This is a genomic window from Streptomyces sp. NPDC002643, assembly GCF_053592555.1.
This window is the reverse complement of sequence record NZ_JBSFVY010000040.1, coordinates 48,462-64,813: the sequence shown is the minus strand read 5'-3', so window position 1 is coordinate 64,813 and position 16,352 is coordinate 48,462. Positions and strand designations below refer to the sequence as shown.

At 70.7% G+C, this 16,352-nt stretch carries 9 protein-coding genes and 1 pseudogene; 4 read left to right on the top strand and 6 right to left on the bottom strand.

All coding sequences use genetic code 11. From position 1 onward, the window contains the following. Nucleotides 1-111 precede the first annotated feature (111 nt). Nucleotides 112-996 (bottom strand): ABC transporter permease, encoded by an 885-nt coding sequence (locus ACWD4G_RS39150; RefSeq protein ID WP_451302302.1) that lies wholly within the window; start codon nucleotides 994-996, stop codon nucleotides 112-114. Continuing rightward, nucleotides 993-2,129 (bottom strand): ATP-binding cassette domain-containing protein, encoded by a 1,137-nt coding sequence (locus ACWD4G_RS39145; RefSeq protein WP_451302300.1) that lies wholly within the window; start codon nucleotides 2,127-2,129, stop codon nucleotides 993-995. The genes ACWD4G_RS39150 and ACWD4G_RS39145 overlap by 4 nt, the downstream gene beginning before the upstream one ends. A gap of 153 nt (nucleotides 2,130-2,282) precedes the next feature. On the opposite strand from ACWD4G_RS39145, the gene ACWD4G_RS39140 reads away from it, so the two are divergent. The 3 genes from ACWD4G_RS39140 (at nucleotide 2,283) to ACWD4G_RS39130 (ending at nucleotide 4,858) form a co-directional block, all read left to right on the top strand. Further along, complete coding sequence (locus tag ACWD4G_RS39140; protein WP_451302342.1) at nucleotides 2,283-3,113, top strand: TetR/AcrR family transcriptional regulator; 831 nt, start codon at nucleotides 2,283-2,285, stop codon at nucleotides 3,111-3,113. A gap of 99 nt (nucleotides 3,114-3,212) precedes the next feature. Further along, nucleotides 3,213-4,292, top strand: a complete 1,080-nt coding sequence (locus ACWD4G_RS39135; protein WP_451302340.1) for a DNA polymerase III subunit beta family protein — start codon at nucleotides 3,213-3,215, stop codon at nucleotides 4,290-4,292. 14 nt (nucleotides 4,293-4,306) lie between these two features. After that, entirely contained in the window at nucleotides 4,307-4,858 is a 552-nt protein-coding gene (locus ACWD4G_RS39130) for a hypothetical protein (protein ID WP_451302298.1), read from the top strand. A 15-nt stretch (nucleotides 4,859-4,873) separates the two neighbouring features. Here the strand turns inward: ACWD4G_RS39130 and ACWD4G_RS39125 are convergent, their stop codons facing one another. After that, nucleotides 4,874-5,905, bottom strand: coding sequence for a WD40 repeat domain-containing protein (locus ACWD4G_RS39125; RefSeq protein ID WP_451302296.1), 1,032 nt, complete (start codon nucleotides 5,903-5,905; stop codon nucleotides 4,874-4,876). 911 nt (nucleotides 5,906-6,816) lie between these two features. On the opposite strand from ACWD4G_RS39125, the pseudogene ACWD4G_RS39120 reads away from it, so the two are divergent. Further along, nucleotides 6,817-8,907: pseudogene (locus tag ACWD4G_RS39120) on the top strand (sensor histidine kinase); the annotation flags it as partial. A 176-nt stretch (nucleotides 8,908-9,083) separates the two neighbouring features. Here the strand turns inward: ACWD4G_RS39120 and serC are convergent. The 3 genes from serC to ACWD4G_RS39105 form a co-directional block, all read right to left on the bottom strand. Next, nucleotides 9,084-10,202: a phosphoserine transaminase gene (gene serC / locus ACWD4G_RS39115; protein ID WP_451302294.1), complete on the bottom strand. Its 1,119-nt coding sequence runs from the start codon at nucleotides 10,200-10,202 to the stop codon at nucleotides 9,084-9,086. A 179-nt stretch (nucleotides 10,203-10,381) separates the two neighbouring features. Further along, nucleotides 10,382-14,287, bottom strand: a complete 3,906-nt coding sequence (locus ACWD4G_RS39110) for an NACHT domain-containing protein (protein ID WP_451302292.1) — start codon at nucleotides 14,285-14,287, stop codon at nucleotides 10,382-10,384. A gap of 135 nt (nucleotides 14,288-14,422) precedes the next feature. Beyond that, on the bottom strand, nucleotides 14,423-15,886 hold the full coding sequence (locus tag ACWD4G_RS39105; protein WP_451302338.1) for a cytochrome P450: 1,464 nt from the start codon (nucleotides 15,884-15,886) through the stop codon (nucleotides 14,423-14,425). Nucleotides 15,887-16,352 lie beyond the last annotated feature (466 nt).

Sequence of the window (16,352 nt, the reverse complement as noted above, 5' to 3'; positions counted from 1 at the left end):
CGTCGCATGGACACGTCAAGGCGTCCGGCGTCACTTGGTACGCCGGACGCCACCTGACACCGGCCCGCTGATCTACGTCGTCCGCTGATCCATGTCGTCCGCTGAGCTACGTCAACGGCTCAGCCTCTGGAATCGCCGTACCGCCAGGGGCAGGAAGACCGCCGTGAGGATCACCGGCCACACCCCGGCCATCAGCAGCGCGTGCTGTTCCACCCAGGAGTCGCCGCCCCCGACCGGTGTGCCGAAGAGTTCGCGGGTCGCGGCCGCCGTGGAGGAGATCGGGTTCCAGGCGGCCACCCAGCCCAGCCAGTCGGGCATCAGCTGGGGGGCCACGAAGATGCTGGAGATCATGGTGAGGGGGAAGGCCACCGCGAACAGGCCGCCCGCCGCCTCCGGGTTGGGGACCAGGAGGCCCAGCCACACCCCGATCCAGATCAGCGCGAAGCGCAGCCAGAGCAGCAGGCCGAACGCGGCCAGGAAGCCCGGGCCGCCGTCCGGGCGCCAGCCCATCGCGAACGCCGTCAGCATCATGATCGCCAACTCCGCGCAGGCCACGACCAGATCGGTCACGCCCCGCCCCGCGACCACCGCCGACGGTGCCATCGGCATGGAGCGGAAGCGGTCGATGACGCCCTTGGTGGAGTCGTGGACGACGAGGGTCGCGGTGTTGATGAAGCCGAACGCCATCGTCATCGCGAACATCCCCGGCATCAGGAAGTCCTTGTAGTCCCCGCCGCCGGGCACCTGCATGGCGCTGCCGAAGACATAGCCGTAGAGGAGGACGGAGAGGATCGGGAAGCCCAACTGCCAGGCGATGTTGATGGGTTGGCGTTGGTAGTGGGTGAGGCCTCGGCGGACGATGTTCCAGCAGTCGGCGAGGAGCCAGTACGTACGGCTGTGGGTGGCCGGGGTGTTCGGGCTGCTGGAGGCGTTCGAGGCGTTCGAGGCGTTCGGTGTGTTCGGTGTGTTCGCTTCGGTGATGTCCGCGGTGGTCATGCGGCTGCCCTACCTTCCTTCGCGGTGCTGTCCTTGCTCGCCGGGCCGTCCGGGCCGTCCGGGCCGTCCGAGCTGTCCGCGCGCTCGGTGCTCTCGGTGCGGTGGCCGGTCAGGCGTAGGAAGACGTCGTCGAGGCTGGGGCGGCGCAGGCCGATGTCCTCCACGGGGATGCCCTCGTCCTGGAGGGTGCGGGCGACCTCGGTGAGGGCGGTCACGCGGTCCGTCACCGGGGCGTGGACCCGTGACTCGGTCTCGTCGGACTCCGGTTCGCCGTCCGCGACCCGGGCCACGACCTTCACCACGCGCGGGATGTCGGCGCGTTCGGTGACGACGACCTCGACGCGGTCGCCGCCGACCGTGCTCTTGAGGCCGTCCGGAGTGTCGTCCGCGATGGCCCGGCCCTGGTCGATGACGGTGATCCGGGACGCCAGCCGGTCGGCCTCCTCCAGATACTGCGTGGTGAGCAGCACGGTCGTGCCGCTCGCCACCAACGCGCGTACGGATTCCCAGACTTCGCCCCGGCTGCGCGGGTCGAGACCGGTGGTCGGCTCGTCGAGGAACAGGACGGCCGGGGCGAGGATCATCGACGCGGCGAGGTCGAGTCGCCGTCGCATACCGCCGCTGTAGCCGCCGACGCCCTTGTCGGCGGCGTCGGTGAGGTCGAACTGGTCCAGCAGCTCGACCGCCCGCCGCTTGGCCCGCTTGCCCCCGAGATGGAACAACCGGCCGAACATCTCAAGGTTCTGACGTCCCGTCAACACCTCGTCCACCGCCGCGTACTGCCCGGTCAGCCCGATCCTGGCCCGCACCTCGCGCGGGTGCCGGGCCACATCGAGACCGGCGACCGTCGCCCGGCCGCCGTCGAGTCGTACGAGGGTGGAGAGGATGCGTACGGCCGTGGTCTTGCCCGCGCCGTTCGGCCCGAGGAGGCCGTGCACCGTGCCCTCGCGGACGGCCAGGTCGAAGCCGTCGAGTGCCCGCTTGTCGCCGTACGTCTTCCGCAGGCCCTCCGCCCGTACGGCGTAGCCCTCCTGTACGGCGTACCCCTCCCGCGCGCTGTGTCCGTCCCGCTTGGCGTACCCGTCCCGCGTGGCGTACGCGTCGCCGTTTTCGTTTCCGCTTCCGTCGCTCATGGGTCCCCCTTCTCTGCAACTGGGTACACCGTACCCGATTGTGCGTACGTCGTACTCAGTTTTTTCGCGGGGACCTAGACTCGGTCCATGACCAGGGGCAAGGGCGACGCCGGGAGCCGGGACCGCGAAGCGGGCGGCGCACGGCGTGGCGGAGTGACGAGCGGCAGCGGTACGGAGACCAGCGGCGGTGGGGACATCGCGCGGACCCTTGAGCTGCTGTGGGACACCGGGCGGCGGCCGAGCCGGGGGCCCAAGCCGGCGCTGACGCTCGACCGGATCGTGGAAGCGGCCGTCCGGGTGGCGGACGAGGAGGGGCTGGAGGCGCTCTCGATGCGCCGGGTCGCCACCGAACTCGGCACCGGCACCATGTCCCTCTACCGCTATCTCCCCGGCAAGGCCGAGCTACTGGACCTGATGCTCGACCGCGTCCAACGCCCCTCCGAGAACCCGGCCGACCTCGGCGGCGGCGACTGGCGTTCCGCGCTCGAAGCCCTGGGCCGCGCGACCCTCGCCCTCTACCGCCGCCACCCCTGGCTGCTCCAGGTCAACCAGTCCCGCCCGATCCTCGGCCCGAGCGCGATCGACGGCATGGAGAAGATGCTGTCCCGCATCAAGTCCATGGGGCTGGCCGACCCGGAGCTGGTCTCGGCGATCGTCATGGTCGACGGCTATGTCGTCGGCGCCGCCCGCACCCAGCTGTACCAGGAGGAGGCGGAACGCCGTACGGGGCTGACCGACGCGGAGTTCTGGCAGGCCCATGTCCCGATCATGGAGAAGGTCATGGCGTCCGGCCGCTATCCCCTCCTCGCCGCCCTCTCCGAGGACGCCTTCGGGCCGGACTTCGATCACTTCGAGTTCGGGTTGCAGCGGATTCTGGATGGGTTGGAGGTGTTGGTCGAGCGGCGGGGCGGGGGTGAGGCTTCGGGTGAGATCCGGGGAGAGGGCTGCGGGGAGGCCCCGGGGGATGTGGGTGGTGGGAGTTGACCTTCGAGTTGGTTGAAGGCTGACGATGACGGGGTGTCGAAATCCGAAACGCCGCCGGTAGGGGATGGCGAGCCGCAGCCGGTCGGTGGGGCCGAGTTGATGTCGATCGGGGTCTTCGCCCGGTGTTGTGGGCTGACCGCGAGCGCGTTGCGGTTCTACGCCGACTCCGGGCTGCTTCCTCCCGCCGAGACCGACCCGCTGTCCGGTTACCGCTACTACGCCGCCGATCAGATCGGCCGGGCGACCGCGCTGCGCCGGCTCCGTGAGATCGCCATGCCCCTCGCCGTGGTCGAGGCGGTGCTCGACGCCGGGCCCGGTGAAGCGGTCCGGCTGATCGACGAGCACGTCGCGAACGTCGCCGAGGACGCGAGGGCGGTACGGCGGAAGGCGGCGCTCATCACTGAGTCGTCGCTCAGCGACTCGTCGTTCGCCGATGGGCCGAGTCTGTCGATCGCCACGTTGAAGGGGCCCGTACTGGCCGAGGCGATCGACCAGGTCATGACGGCGACCGTACGTGAACCGGGGCTGCCGGTGCTCGGCGGGCTGCATATCGAGGCCGCGCCGGGAGCGGTCACCCTCACCGCCACCGATCGCTACCGCCTCTCGACCCGCACCCTGGTCCCCGTCGAGACGGCGGCCACGACATGGGCGGCCACCGTCGACGGCGACGAGTTGCGGGCCGCGACCGCCGATGTCCGCCGTAGCCCGCTCGTACGGGTCGAGGCGACGCCGTACGCCCTCCGGCTGTGTATGGCGGGGCGTGAGGACCGTCACTGCCGGCTGCTGGGGGAGGAGTTCCCCGATCATCGGCTGATGCTCGCGTCGCTGGCCGAGGTCGTGGCTCGTGTGACGGTTTTGAAGGGGGCGTTCCTGCGGACTCTGGAGGAGTGGGTGGGGGACCGGGTCTCGTTGGTCGTGAGGGACGGCCGACTGGTCACCGATGCCGATGCCGATGCCGATGCCGACGCCGACGCCGGCCGGGGCGAGCGCGGGCGCGGTCTTCGGGGCACGTTCGAGATGACCACGCTCTATCCGGCCGTCAGCACCGTCGTCGGGCCCGACGTGATGCTTGATCTGCGTGGGCCCGATCAGCCCATGACCGTCCGCTCGGCCGACCGGGGGGATCTCACCACGCTGGTCATGCCGGTGAGGTCCGACGACACCGGCTGCGACGACTGATGAGGAGTGCCGTCATGACCGCCCGGAGCAACACCTCCACCACCCCCGACCCGATCATGGAAGCCATCGGCCGGGCCGTCGTCGAAGGGCGGGGCGGGGGTCTCGACTCCGCTCGGCGGACGCTGCTGGAGCTGTGGTCCGAGATCGGTGTCACCGGGGACCCGCTGCACCGCTGTACTCTCGCGCACCATCTGGCGGACCTGTACGAGGACCCGGCCCGGGCGTTGGCCTGGGACGTCCGTGCCCTGGACGCCGCCGATGCCCTGACCCAGCGGCGCGTCGACGAACACCACGCCGGTCTCCGACTCGCCGGCTTCTACCCGTCCCTGCACCTCAACCTCGCCGACAACTACCGTCGGCTGGGGGCGTTCGACGCCGCCGCCGAGCACATCGGTGCTGCACGGGACGGAGTTCCGCATCTTCCGCGGGGCGCGTACGGCGCGCTTCTGCGTACCGCCATCGGTGAGGTGGCCGAGGCCATCGGCCGCCGGGACACCGCCGTACGGGGTTCGGCAGTAGGGGGCGCAGCTGCGCAAGGCTCAGAGGGGCAGGGCTCAGCCGTATAGGGCGTCGTCATCGCGTTACGACGGTCGTCGTAGGACCCGTTTGAAGCCCCATACGACGACGATCGCGCCGGCGACCGCGAGGGCGCCCAGCGTGAAGCCGGGGGTGGGCGTCGTGGTGTCGTCGCCCGATGCCGAGCCGGAGCCGTTCTCGTCGGAGGACGAACCGGAGTCTCCGTCGCCGCCCGATCCGCCGCCGGGTACGTCCCGGGCCACGACCGAGCTGCCCTCGCCCTCGCTGCCGTACATGACCTTGGAGCCGTCGGTGGTGAAGGTGAGGGATTCGCCCTGGCGTTGGAGTGGGACGCTCAGGCGCTCGGCCTTCTTGATCTTGCCGTCGTTCCAGTCGTAGAGGATGCCGCCGAAGTACGCGCGCAGGGCGAGTTGCTTGCCGTCCGGTGAGAACGCGCCGTCCGTGACCTCCAGGTCCGGGACGGAGGCGACCTTCTTGAAGGTGTTCGTGCCGGAGGCGGAGAGTTCGGCGGGGCCCTCGTACAGGGAGCCGCCCTGGTCGTTCTTGTCGGCGATGTACACCCGGCCCGTCTTCGGGTGGACCATCAGCGCCTCCGCGTCGCGGGCCCCGTCCTCGTACTTCACCACGTACTGCGTGGCCTTGATCGTCTGGTCCTTGAGTTCCTTCGGCTCCGGGAGTTCGTAGATCCAGACGTAGGCCCAGGTGCCGCCGAGGTTGTCGCCGATGTCGCCTACGTAGAGGTGGTTGTCGGGGCCGAGGGAGATCGCCTCCACGTCTCGGGGGGTGCCTACGCCGGTCATGGTGATCGTCGCCACCGTCTCGCCCGTTTCGCTGTCCACCGCGTAGAGGAAGGCGCCGTCGTCGCTGTCGTTGTGGGTCCAGTAGACCCCCGGGTGCCGGCGGGAGGCCGCCAGGCCGCTCGACTCGGTGATCCTCGGGTCCTTCATGGTGAAGCCGTCGTCGTCGGCGGCGAGGGCCGGCGTGGCGGGCAGGAGGGTGAGGAGGAGGGTGGTGAGGGCCGCGGCGGTTGCGGAGAGGGCCGACAGGGAGGGGCGGCGGTGGGGTCGTGGGCGCATGTACATCAGCCTGCCATGGCGCTCCGCTGGGTGGGGTGGGGCGCCTAAGGGGTGGGGGGTGCTTGTCGGATTGCGGGTGCGGGTGCGTTGTGGCTGGTCGCGCAGTTCCCCGCGCCCCTTTCTTTCTCGGGCTGCGCCCTCGAAAGCCGGTGCCCGCGCCCTCTTCTTTCTCGGGCTGCGCCCTCGAAGGCCAGGCCCGCGTGATCTTCCTTTCGGGCTGCGCCCTCGAAGACCAGCCCCCGGCCTTCTTCTTTTTCGGGCTTTGCCCTCAAAAGCCGGGCCCCGCGCCTTCTTCCTTCTCTGGCCGTGCCCTCGAACGTATCGGTCGGCGTGCCTCCTCTCTGGGCCGTGCCTTCGAAGGTCGGTACCCCGTGCGACCTTTACCTTCTCTGGCTGTGCCCTCGATAGGTCGCCTCGGTCTCTCTCCTCTTCCGGCTGCGCCTTCGAAGGTCGGTACCCCGTGCGACCTCTACCTTCTCTGGCCGTGCCCTCGAAAGGTTGCCCCGGCGCCCTGCCCCCGGGCTGCGCCCTCGAAAGGCGGCCCGCGTGCTCCCTACCTCCTCTGGCCGCGCCTCGAAAGGTCGCTCTGGCGCCCCCTTCCCGGGCTCTGCCCTCGAAGGGCAGCGCCCGGCACCACTGCTTTTCGGGCTGGGGCTCGGGCGGTGTTCGTGGCTGTTGCGGTCGGGAAGTTGTGGTCTGGGCAGGGGGAAATGGGTTGTGTCGGTGGCATATGCGGGGAGGGGGTTGACCTGCGGGGGGATTCGGGGGTGGGGGTGGCGGGGTGTTGGTTACTCGTGAGTCGTGTTTGTTGTCGGCGCAGATTACGCAAGGGACGTGTAGCCCGCGTCCGCGTCTCGTCCCCGCGCGATGCGCGGGAGCAACTTTCGGGACTGAGAGGTCACGGGATTCGAATGAGGCGAAGCGAGAGGAACGGCGTTCTGCCGCGCAACTGGCACGTGTCCACTCGATTACATGCCATTCTGCTCGTTCCGGTACTCGCCGTGATGGTGACGGGTGGCTGCCAGGTGCGGCGGTCGATCGAGACGTTGCAGGACGCCCGCGACGGGCAGAGGGTCGCGGAGATCGTCGCCGCCGCCGACGCCTACAGCGAGGCCATCTTCAACGAACGTGATGTCACCGTCGCCTTTCTGGCGCAGGGCACGCCCGGCAGCCCGGCGGTCGACGAGGCCCGTGCGTTCACCGAACGGCGGGCCGCCGCCTTCGACCGGGCCGTCGAGGGCCTGCCGGGCGGGCTGGGGCTGGAGCGGAGGCTTGCGGAGGTCCGTGCCGCCGAGCCGCAACTGACGGCCGCTCGCGCGCAGTCGTTCGCGATGGTGGTGAACACGGGGGACGCCGGGCAGAGTTCCCTCGGCCTCGCCCGCAATCTCGCCGGGTTCGCCAATGAGCTGGGGTTCGGGACCGGGAGCAGATCGTCCTACGGGCGCATGGTGTACTCGCTCTCGCTGGTCAAGGCCACACACTCCACCCAACGGGCGCTCGGTACGTATCTGTTGAGTGAACCGGGCGGCGATGAAGGTGATGAAGGTGGCGAGCTGAACTTATCGGGGTTATCGGGGGGTGCTAGCGGTTCGTCGTCCGCCGTGGCCGCCGCCTTTCGGACTTATCTCGCCGCCGAGGGCGTCGCCCAGCGGGAGTTCGCCCGGAGCGCCACCGAGGAGGAGGGCGTCCGGCTCGCCGCCGTGCTGAGGGAGAAGGCGGGGGAGGCCGAGCTGCGGTTGGCGGGTCGGGTCGGGGGGAGCGAGGGCGGGGCGCCCTCCCTGGAACGGATGGCGGAGGAGATCGCCGCCGGTCGGGACTCCGCCGATCTGGAGCGGCAGGGGATCACGCCGTCCAGTTGGATGACCGCCGCCACCCTGAAGTTCCAGGGCTACAGCCAGGTCGAGGGCGAGCTGATCGCGCAGGCGCTGGACGAGGCCGAAGCCGTGGCCGTCGAGGCCCGGCGCGACGCCCTCGTCACCGGCGCGGTCACCACCGTCGCCGTCCTCGCCGCGTTCCTCTTCACCGGGATCATGGCCCGCCGGATGAGCCGCTCGATGCGCCGGCTGCGCAACGCCGCCCTGGGCATCGCCGAGCAGCGGCTGCCGATGCTCGTCGACCAGCTGTCCCGTACCGATCCCGGCCGTGTGGACGCCCGGGTCGTGCCGATCCCGATCGCCTCCACGGACGAGATCGGCGAGGTCGCCCGCGCGTTCGACCAGGTCCACCGCGAGGCCGTCCGGCTCGCCGCCGAACAGGCCCTGCTGCGGGGCAACATCAACGCGATCTTCACCAACCTCTCCCGCCGCAACCAGGCCCTGATCGAGGGCCAGCTGACCCTGATCAGCGACCTGGAGAACAACGAGGCCGACCCCGACCAGCTGGAGATCCTCTTCCGGCTGGACCACCTCGCGACCCGTATGCGCCGCAACAGCGAGAACCTCCTCGTCCTCGCCGGCGAGGAACCCGGCCCCGGCCGCCGCTGGGACGAGCCCGTCCCGCTCATCGACGTGCTCCGCGCCGCCTCCTCCGAGGTCGAGCAGTACGAACGCGTCGAGTTCTCCGGCGTCCCCGAGTGCGACATCCACGGCCGGGCCGTGACCGACCTCGTCCGGCTGGCCGCCGAGTTGCTGGAGAACGCCACGACGTTTTCCAGCCCCCGGACCAGGGTCCGCGTCGCCGCCACCCGTCTCCCCGACGGCCATGTGCTGATCGAGATCCACGACCAGGGCATCGGCCTCACCGCCGAGGACCTCCAGGACCTCAACGACAAGCTCGCCGACCCGCCCACCGTGGACGCGGGCGTCTCACAGCGCATGGGGTTGTACGTGGTCGGCCGGCTCTCCCTGCGCCATGGCATCCGCGTCCAACTGCGCGGCACCTCCGAGCCCGAGGGCACCACCGCGCTGGTGATGCTTCCGATCGCCGTCGTCCAGGGGAGTGGGGATGGCGGGGGGCAGTCGTCGTGGCGGGGCGATCTTCCGGATCAGGTCCGGTACCACACCGGTCCCGAACTGCTCCTCGCCGGGGAGGACTTCACCTCCCGTACGACATGACACGTACGACATGACACGTACGACATGACACGTACGACATGACGATGGGCGCCCGACGTTCGCCGGGCGCCCATCAGTCGCGTATCACTGCGGCCGCGTACGGCTTCAGTCCAGTACGAGGCTGGTCAGAGCTTTTCGATCACGTAGTCGACGCACTTCGTGAGGGCCTCGACGTCGTCCGGGGCGATCGCCGGGAACATGGCGACGCGGAGCTGGTTGCGGCCGAGCTTGCGGTAGGGCTCGGTGTCGACGATGCCGTTGGCGCGGAGGGTCTTGGCGACGGCGGCCGCGTCGATCTCGTCGGCGAAGTCGATCGTGCCGATGACCTGCGAGCGCTTGGCCGGGTCGGTGACGAACGGGGTCGCGTACTTGGACTCGTCCGCCCAGGTGTAGAGGCGGGTCGAGGAGTCCTTCGTGCGGGCCGTGGACCAGGCGAGACCGCCCTGGCCGTTGATCCACTCCAGCTGCTGGTTCAGCAGGAAGAGGGTCGCGAGGGCCGGGGTGTTGTACGTCTGGTTCTTGCGGGAGTTGTCGATCGCCGTGGGGAGTGAGAAGAACTCCGGGATGTGGCGGCCGGAGGCGTGGACGCGCTCCGCCCGCTCGATCGCGGCCGGGGAGAAGACGCCGATCCAGAGGCCACCGTCGGAGGCGAAGGACTTCTGCGGGGCGAAGTAGTAGACGTCCGTCTCCGTGATGTCGACGGGCAGGCCGCCGGCGCCGGAGGTGGCGTCGACCAGGACCAGGGCGCCCTCGTCGGCGCCCTCGACGCGCTTCAGCGGGGCGGCGACACCGGTGGACGTCTCGTTGTGCGTGAAGGCGTAGACGTCCACGCCCTCCTCCGCGACCGCGTCCGGGTGGGTGCCGGGGTCGGAGGAGATCACCGTGGGCTCGGCCAGCCAGGGGGCGAGCTTGGACGCCTTCGCGAACTTCGAGCTGAACTCGCCGAAGGTCAGGTGCTGGCTCTTGTTCTCGATCAGTCCGTGGGTCGCGATGTCCCAGAACGCCGTCGAGCCGCCGTTGCCGAGGATGACCTCGTAGCCCTCGGGGAGGGAGAAGAGGTTGCTGATGCCCTCGCGGACCTGGCCGACCAGGTTCTTCACCGGGGCCTGGCGGTGGGAGGTGCCGAGCAGGGAGGTGCCGGTCGCGGCCAGGGCGTCCAGCGCCTCCGTCCGCACCTTGGAGGGGCCCGCGCCGAAACGTCCGTCGGCGGGCTTGATGTCAGCGGGGATCTGGATATCAGCCACGGTGGCGAGCCTAGCGGCTCGGGGAAACGTCGGCGAAACGTCGTCCGTCGGGTGAGATGGGGCTGCGCCGCTTCGCCGGGTGCCTAATAGCTCGGGGGTTCGGCGCACGGGCGGCTGCGGGTTGTGTGTGGTTGCTCGCGCCCACGCGGCGGAGCCGCACATGTCACAGCCCCGCGCCCCTAAAAGCTTGGGGCTGCGCCCCGTGCTTTTAAGGGGCGCGGTTCGGCGTCTCTCGCTCTGTCGCTCATCTGGTCCCAGAAGCGGCGCATGCCTGCTATCGGGACGTCGCGTTGCCAGGGGGCCTCTCGGCGGAAGCGGAAGGCGGCCCAGGACCAGGGTTGCCACTTCTTGAGCAGGTCGCGTTGCTGGAGGCAGAAGACCTCGCTGAACTCCGCGCGCAGGTTCTCCACCTTGGCGGGGTAGGGGCACATCTTCATCCGGCAGTCGTCGGTGCAGTGCGAGCCGGGCTGGGCCGCGCGTTCCGCGCCCCGGACGGGGCTCAGCCGGGTGCGGTCCCTGCGGACGCACGACGGCATGTGCGTCGGCTCCTTCGCACGCCGCTCCAGGATGCGGAACGCGTCCTTCGGCCGGTGCGCCCGTTCCCCGAGCACGAGCAGCAGCAGTACGTCGGCCAGCAACTGCTGCGCTCTCGGGTCCAGCGTGCTCCACCCCGTCGACGACGGTATCCACAGGTTGTGGGCGCGTGGCTCCCCGGGCAGTCCGACCTCGGTGCCGATGCAGGAGACCACGGTCGCCTCGTCGATCCACAGGAACCGCTCGGGCCGCCGGGTCTGCAGCGCCCGTACCGCCAGCTTCGCGGCGCCCGCCACCAAGGGGTGTTCCTCGCGGCTGCCGTCGCCCTGCGCCAGCCACTCCCTGACCTGGCCCTTGGGGTCCGAGCCATGGCCGCGCATCGGCTGGTCGGCGTTGACGTCGTCGGGCAGGCTCCACAGGGTCAGCGCGTGCAGCAGCGTCAGCCGCGTGTACCAGAAACTGCTCTCCTTCAGCAGTTCCTGGGCGTGCTTCACCAGGAACTCACGGGCCCTCGGGTTGGACGACGGCCCGGGGCGCCGGTTGGCCGCGTACTTGAAGCCCTGGGCCAGCGCCACGCCGAGGCCCACGGCGGCGCCCGGGCCGTCGGCGTGGATGCCGTCGGGGGGCGTTCCGGCGTGTGTTCCGGTGTGCGTTCCGTGGGGGTGGGTGCCGTCGGGGTCGAGGTGCGGGCCGTCAACGTTGTCGTGGAGTCCGGTGTGGGGCGCGGCCCGGGGCCCGGCGCGGGTGGCTGTACGGACCCAGTTGTCCAGGTCGTCGCGGGGGCTGGCCAGATGACGGGACATCATGGACGAGTCGACGAGCAGCGGGAGCAGCCAGGCACGCATGGTGTCGCACGCCCACTTCCCCTTCTCCGCCAAGGCCTCCTCCTCGGCCAGCCTGCGTTCCGCGCACTGTTTCGAGCCCTCGGCCGGGTGGGGTTCGTTCCGCCCGCCGCACTCGCGTCGGGTCGCGACCGTCGCGCAGGGCGCCTCCAGCTTGTCGCACAACTCCTGGTACGCCGGTTCGCCCCCCGACCCCACCTCCTTGATCAGCGCCTCGCGCACCCGCCGGTCCGTCTCCTCGCGGCCGATCCGGAACAGCAGGCCGTACGGCTGGTGCGCGGCAGGCTCCTGCCCGGCGCTGCCGTTCAGGTCCGTGGTGACCCGGCGTACGGCTGTGCCGCACTGCCTGACCAGGGTGAGTTTCGCCTCGCGGAGCCGTGCCGGGTCCTCGTCCTGGCCGAGCCGCATCCAGTGCCTCTGGATCGTCGAGATCAGCTCCCGCTGGCGCGGCGCGGCCCCCACGCTGTCGATCTCCACCGCCGCGCCGTACAGCTCCAGCGCCCTCAGCCGTGGGCTGCCCCGGTCGTCGAAGCCGCCGTCGGCGGTGGCCGGCGACTGCTCGGCCACGCTCCATGACCGCTGCGCGTCGTCGAGCAGCTTCCCGGCCTGCTTCGTCAGCAGCGCGCGCATCCTGTTGACGGGGCAGCGCGGATCGTCGACCTCGGCGCCGTCGCAGACGCACCGCCCCTTACGGGTACGGGAGTACAACGTCAGCGCGATCAGCAGTTCGCGCCCGCCGCGTCGCAGGGCGCCGGTGATGTGCTCGTCGGATCGCTCGCCGTCGGCCGGCGAGGGGGGCTCCTGCTCGTCCTGCGCCTCCTGCTCGTCCTGCTCCTTTTCTTCCTTCGGCTCGGGCAGGTCGAACATCACGTCGAGGAAGCGCGAGCCGAGGTACGCCTGCACGATGCTGTGCTGGAAGCGGACCTGGTCGCCGTTCTCGTGCACCAGGCCCATCCGGGTGCCCCAGGTCGCGGCGATCCGGATGTCGACCCGGGGGCCCAGCCACCAGTCGGTGTCGCCCTGCGGCCGCAGGCAGGTGTGGTGCCGTTCCGCCGAGGAGGCGTCGTCGTGCGTCGCGGAGGGGTCCTTCTGGGCGGCAGTCGAGGGGGTGGTGTCGTTCTGGTCGGCAGCGGTGTCGGCGGTGGCACCGGCGTCGGCAGTGGCAGTGGCACCGGCGTCGGGACTCGCCGGTTGCCAGCGCAGGGCGGCGATCCGCCGGTCCAGTTTCGCGGCGACTCGGGTGTTCCACTCCTGGAGTCCGCCCGACCGCACCCCGTAGCCGAGGCCCCCGGGCCCCGCGCCCCGGCCGTCGGCGTACCGGGAGAGGTCGCCGAGCCTTACGTCGGCGCTGTCCGAGGCCAGTCCGACGCAGGCCAGCGCCGAGAGGTACTCGACCACCGCCAGCCTCGTGTCGTGGTCGATGGGCAGCTCGGGGTGGACATCGCCCTCGACCAGCGCGCGGACCCAGCGTTCCATGAGCGCCGCCCGCAGCCGCCAGCTGTCGTGGAGCCGGAGGTCCGGGTCACCGCCACCGGTCCACAGAGGTTCCAGCAGGTCCTTGGCGTGCAGATCCTTGGCGATCTTGAGGTAGATGGGGGACTCCACCATGTCGGTGGCCTCCACGATCCGGTCGAGCAGGGCCGGATCGGAACGCCAGCTGCCGCTGCCGGCGATGTACCGCAACGCCGCCTCGTTGCTCAGCGGTTCCAGCTCCGAGACCGCCGCCTGCATCGCGCGCAGCGGTTCGTGTGGTCGTGAGGCGATGACCAGCGGCAGCCCCTCCTCGCCGGCCCTGCGGATCGCGTCCCGGATCAGATTGTCGCGGCGACCGCTCACCTCGTCCGAGCTGAACGCCTCCTCCAGCCCGTCCGCGAGGACGACGATCCGGTCGGCCCGCTGCCGCAGCCACCGCCAGATCCGGTCCACCTCGCCGTCGGAGCGCACCTTCGACCGTACGATCTCCCGGAAACGGGCCAGCGCCAGCTCGTCGAAGTCCAGCCGGTCCTCGCCCTGCGCGTCCCGCAGCCGTACGGGGACGGGTACGGCGCCGACCGCCGCGAGTCTCTGGGCCAGCCGGACCAGCAGCGCCGTCTTGCCGACCCCGACCCCGCCCACGACGACATGGGGCCGCCGGACCTTCTTGTCGCCGAGGTTCTTCATGATGGCGTCGCAGAGCTGGTCCCGTCCGACCACCTCGTCCATCAGGCTCCCGGCCGTCTGCACCAGCCGGGCGGGGTCGTGCCGGGCCTGCCGGGTGCAGAAGCGGCGGACCTGCCAGAGCCGCCAGGACAGGAACAGCACCGTGGAGGCGGCCAGGAGCAGGGTGGGCATCGCGATACCTGAGACGGCGTCGCAGGCGGAGGCGTTGTTGCCCTCGTTGTCGTTTCCCCCGCTCTCCTGGCACAGGTCGTGGGGGCCGAATCCGTTCACCACCCACGTCTTTCCCATGAGGTCCAGCACCGCCACGAACGCCCAGGCGAGGAGGGCCAGGGTCATGAGGACGACGAGCCCGACCAACGCGGTCGTCCACGGAGGGTTCCACCACCGTCGGGCGTGGGTGACGCCCCGGTGCAGCAGCCAGCGGCAACGGAGGTGCCAGAAGGCGGCGGCGAAGGGGCGACGGCAGTGTGTCCACAGTTCCCGGAGGGGGCCCGCCTCGGGTGGGCCGGTGACGATCCTGACCTTGCGCGGGTGGAGTGCGTATCCCATGAACCACCATCCGTCGGCTTCGCCGGGCGGTGTTGCGCGCCTTCCCAGTTCAGCAGCCGGGGCCCGCGCACGCCACTTGACGCGAACGGGCTGCCCGCGGCGGCCGGGGTGGGGCCGGGTGCGGGCCGGTGGTGGTCAGCGGCGGCCGAGCGGGGGCGTCGGGGAGAAGCGGACCGGTAGCCGTACCAGGCCGCGCAGCCAGGGGGACGACCGTCGCGCGAGCGTGTCCGGCGGTACGGCGAGGTCGAGGTCCGGGAGCCGGTCCAGTACGACCTCGATGCCGGTCCGGGCGATGACCTCGGCGATCTCCTGGGCGGGGAAGGGGCAGCGGTGTTCGCCGTGGCCGAAGGAGAAGTGGGCGTTGTTGCCGCCGGTGAGGGCGGTGCGGTCGGTACGGACGCGGGGGTCGGAGTTGGCGCCCTGGAGACCGAGGAGGACGAGATCGCCGGCGCGCAGGGCCCGGCCGCCGAGACGGGTGTCCCGGGTGGTCCAGCGCCCGGCGGCGTTCTGGATCGGCGCGTCCTCCCAGAGGACCTCGTTCATGGCCTCGGCGACGCTGCTGCGACCGCCGAAGAGGGAGGCCGCGAACCGGTCGTCCGTCAGCATCAGGCGCAGGGAGTTGCCGATCCAGTCGGTGGTCGGCTGGTGTCCGGCGGCGAGGATCACCATCAGATCGTGGGTGACCTCCTCGACCGTGAACCCGGCGGTGTTGGAGAGCAGCCGGGAGACGACGTCGTCGTACGGCCGCTCCCGGCGCTCGCCGACCAGCCGTGTCATCGACGTCGTGAGGAACGCCTCGGCCGGTCGTGCGCGGTCGCCGCCGTCGAGGATGTCGTTGAGGGTGGTGACGATGCCGGGGCCGTGTTCCTCGGGGAAACCGAGCAGCATGGCCAGCACCCGGACGGGCAGCAGCGCCGCGTACTGACCGATGAGATCCGCCTGACCCGTCCCGCACACCACGTCGATCAACTCGTCCGCGAAACGCTCCACATGACCGCGGAGTTCGAACGGGTCAACGGCCTCCAGTGCCTCCCCGATCATCGTGGCGCGGGAGCGGTGGCGTTCGCCGACGGTGGCGAGGATCGAGGGCTGCCGTCGGCTGATGACCGGCAGCAGAGGCCAGTCGTCCGGGATGTTCGGCCACTGACTCCACAGCTCCGGGTCCCTGCTGAACAGCACCGGATCGCTGGTGACTTGATGCAACTCCCGATAACCGAGCACGAGCCAGGCCGGTATCCCGCCGTCCAGCACCACCGGCACGACATCACCGTACTCACGCCGCAACTGCCGGTAGAGGTCGGAGGGTTCGCCGTAGGAGAGGAGATCGGCGAGGGGGATGGGGGCCGGGGTGTGGGCGTGGGTGCGGGTGGGAGGGGACGCCGGGGAGGGGGAGGGGCCGGGTGTTCGTTCCGGGGCAGGGTCGGGGGTCTGCGTCGGTACGGGGGTGAAGGCGGCCGGGGCCAGCTCGGGGAGCGGCGCCGGGAGGGGGGTGGAGGTGGTGGGGGCGGGTGGGGAGGACAGTGGAGCGGGGGCGGGTACGGGGTCAGGTGTGGGCGTGGGCTCGGGTGCGGGCTCGGGCTCCGGGGAGGCGGCGGGCATGGGGCCGGGGAGGGCGGCGGGGATGGGGCCCGGAAGGCGGCCCGGTGTGTGGCCCGGCACGTGGGCCTCGTGGCTCTCGTCGCCCCCGTCGCCCCCGTCGCTCGCGTCAGCCCCGTCGGCCTCGTTCACGGCCTCCGTCTCGTCGTCCGCGGCCACGGAACGGGCCACACTCGACCACTTGGGCCAGCTGGGCCATCCGCCGTCGTCCCCCTCATCGCTCTCACCGGCCCAACTCACCCACCGAGACCCACCACCGTCGCCATCCGCACCGCCCTGACCACTCCGGCTCTCGGCGAGGGACTCGTGGGACTCACGGGACTCGTGGGACTCGTGGGACTCGCCGACCTCACCGGGGCCATCCGGCGGAACGGCCTCACCGCTGCCGCTGTCACCGTCCTCACCCATGCCACTCATACGGCTCATACCGCTCATGCCACTCATGCTGCTCATACTGTTCAGCCAACTA

What these genes read in the sequence shown, in the direction of transcription:
- ACWD4G_RS39145 (WP_451302300.1), bottom strand. Translation starts at nt 2,129, where the DNA reads ATGAGCGACGGAAGCGGAAACGAAAACGGCGACGCGTACGCCACGCGG.
- ACWD4G_RS39130 (WP_451302298.1), top strand. Translation starts at nt 4,307, where the DNA reads ATGACCGCCCGGAGCAACACCTCCACCACCCCCGACCCGATCATGGAA.
- ACWD4G_RS39150 (WP_451302302.1), bottom strand. Translation starts at nt 996, where the DNA reads ATGACCACCGCGGACATCACCGAAGCGAACACACCGAACACACCGAAC.
- ACWD4G_RS39105 (WP_451302338.1), bottom strand. Translation starts at nt 15,886, where the DNA reads ATGCCCGCCGCCTCCCCGGAGCCCGAGCCCGCACCCGAGCCCACGCCC.
- ACWD4G_RS39135 (WP_451302340.1), top strand. Translation starts at nt 3,213, where the DNA reads ATGTCGATCGGGGTCTTCGCCCGGTGTTGTGGGCTGACCGCGAGCGCG.
- ACWD4G_RS39125 (WP_451302296.1), bottom strand. Translation starts at nt 5,905, where the DNA reads ATGCGCCCACGACCCCACCGCCGCCCCTCCCTGTCGGCCCTCTCCGCA.
- ACWD4G_RS39110 (WP_451302292.1), bottom strand. Translation starts at nt 14,287, where the DNA reads ATGGGATACGCACTCCACCCGCGCAAGGTCAGGATCGTCACCGGCCCA.